The sequence below is a fragment of the Paracoccus maritimus genome, assembly GCF_025195095.1.
GTDB lineage: Bacteria > Pseudomonadota > Alphaproteobacteria > Rhodobacterales > Rhodobacteraceae > Paracoccus > Paracoccus maritimus.
Genome location: NZ_JANAVZ010000031.1, coordinates 1 through 2,500, shown reverse-complemented (window position 1 = coordinate 2,500; position 2,500 = coordinate 1). Strand labels below are relative to the sequence as shown.

Below are 2,500 nucleotides of genomic sequence, written 5' to 3'. Positions count from 1 at the left end.
GCGAAAGCGAGTCTTAAATGGGCGACAGAGTTAGACGGATCAGACCCGAAACCGAGTGATCTAGGCATGAGCAGGCTGAAGGTTGGGTAACACCAACTGGAGGGCCGAACCCACACCTGTTGAAAAAGGTCGGGATGACTTGTGCCTAGGGGTGAAAGGCCAATCAAACTCGGAGATAGCTGGTTCTCCGCGAAAGCTATTTAGGTAGCGCCTCGGACGTATCCCTCGGGGGGTAGAGCACTGCATGGATGATGGGGGCCCACAGCCTTACTGAGTCTAAGCAAACTCCGAATACCCGAGAGGACTATCCGGGAGACACACGGCGGGTGCTAACGTCCGTCGTGGAGAGGGAAACAACCCTGACCAACAGCTAAGGCCCCCAATTCGTGGCTAAGTGGGAAAGCATGTGAGACGGCCAAAACAACCAGGAGGTTGGCTTAGAAGCAGCCATCCTTTAAAGATAGCGTAACAGCTCACTGGTCTAATCAAGCTGTCTTGCGGCGAAGATGTAACGGGGCTCAAGCCACGAGCCGAAGCTTTGGATGCACGTTTACGTGCGTGGTAGCGGAGCGTTCTGTGATATAGAACGCTGCCTCTTTTGCGTCCTCGGATGCAACGGAGGCAATGTTCTGACTGTGAAGCCGGGCCGTGAGGCATCCGGTGGAGTGATCAGAAGTGAGAATGTTGACATGAGTAGCGACAAACAGGGTGAGAGACCCTGTCGCCGAAAGTCCAAGGGTTCCTGCTTAAAGCTAATCTGAGCAGGGTAAGCCGGCCCCTAAGGCGAGGCCGAAAGGCGTAGTCGATGGGAACCAGGTTAATATTCCTGGGCCAGGAGATGGTGACGGATCCCGAAGGTAGTTCATCCTTATCGGATTGAATGGGCTGCTGAGGGGTTCCTGGAAATAGCCCTCCATGAGACCGTACCCGAAACCGACACAGGTGGACTGGTAGAGAATACCAAGGCGCTTGAGAGAACCACATTTAAGGAACTCGGCAAAATACCTCCGTAAGTTCGCGAGAAGGAGGCCCGATTGGCAGGCAACTGTCGGTCGGGGGCACAAACCAGGGGGTGGCGACTGTTTACTAAAAACACAGGGCTCTGCGAAGCCGCAAGGCGACGTATAGGGTCTGACGCCTGCCCGGTGCCGGAAGGTTAAAAGGAGATGTGCAAGCATTGAATTGAAGCCCCGGTAAACGGCGGCCGTAACTATAACGGTCCTAAGGTAGCGAAATTCCTTGTCGGGTAAGTTCCGACCTGCACGAATGGCGTAACGACTTCCCCGCTGTCTCAAATGTGGACTCAGCGAAATTGAATTGTCTGTGAAGATGCAGACTTCCCGCGGTTAGACGGAAAGACCCCATGCACCTTTACTACAGCTTCGCACTGGCATCAGGATTGCGATGTGCAGGATAGGCGGTAGGCTTTGAAGCGGGAACGCTAGTTCTCGTGGAGCCATCCTTGAGATACCGCCCTTCGCACTCTTGATGTCTAACCGCGGTCCGTTATCCGGATCCGGGACCCTGCGTGGCGGGTAGTTTGACTGGGGCGGTCGCCTCCCAAACAGTAACGGAGGCGCGCGAAGGTTGGCTCAGAGCGGTCGGAAATCGCTCGTTGAGTGCAATGGCAGAAGCCAGCCTGACTGCAAGACTGACAAGTCGAGCAGAGTCGAAAGACGGCCATAGTGATCCGGTGGTCCCGAGTGGAAGGGCCATCGCTCAACGGATAAAAGGTACGCTGGGGATAACAGGCTGATGATGCCCAAGAGTCCATATCGACGGCATCGTTTGGCACCTCGATGTCGGCTCATCTCATCCTGGGGCTGGAGCAGGTCCCAAGGGTACGGCTGTTCGCCGTTTAAAGAGGTACGTGAGCTGGGTTTAGAACGTCGTGAGACAGTTCGGTCCCTATCTGCCGTGGGTGTTGGATACTTGAGAGGAGTTGCCCCTAGTACGAGAGGACCGGGGTGAACGTTCCACTGGTGGACCAGTTGTCGTGCCAACGGCAGTGCTGGGTAGCTATGAACGGACAGGATAACCGCTGAAGGCATCTAAGCGGGAAGCCCCCCTCAAAACAAGGTATCCCTTGAGAGCCGTGGAAGACCACCACGTCGATAGGCCGGAGATGTAAGCGCAGCAATGCGTTCAGTTGACCGGTACTAATGGCTCGATAGGCTTGATTTGATCCGGAAGAAGCAGGACTTCTTCCAAAAGCATCCTTGGACAACATCGCCCCGAAAGGGGCAGCGCCGATCCGTTTCTTTCCCGGTCTGGTGGCTTTAGCACGAGCAAAACACCCGATCCCATCCCGAACTCGGCCGTTAAGTGCCGTAGCGCCAATGGTACTGCGTCTCAAGACGTGGGAGAGTAGGTCACCGCCAGACCTGGAAAGAAACGGAAACTCTCTGAAACGATGACAAAAGCACCGCAGATCACCGCGATGCAATTGGCGCGGGGTAGAGCAGCCCGGTAGCTCGTCAGGCTCATAACCTGAAGGTCG

2 rRNA genes (1 of these 2 cut by a window edge) are annotated in these 2,500 nt (G+C 55.5%); both read left to right on the top strand.

Features of this window, described 5'->3' with window-relative positions:
- Positions 1–2,184 (top strand): 23S ribosomal RNA (locus MU516_RS19190) (it extends 649 nt beyond the left edge of the window).
- Positions 2,185–2,269: 85 nt separating this feature from the next.
- Positions 2,270–2,384, top strand: a 5S ribosomal RNA gene (rrf, locus tag MU516_RS19185).
- The last annotated feature ends 116 nt before the right edge of the window (positions 2,385–2,500 follow it).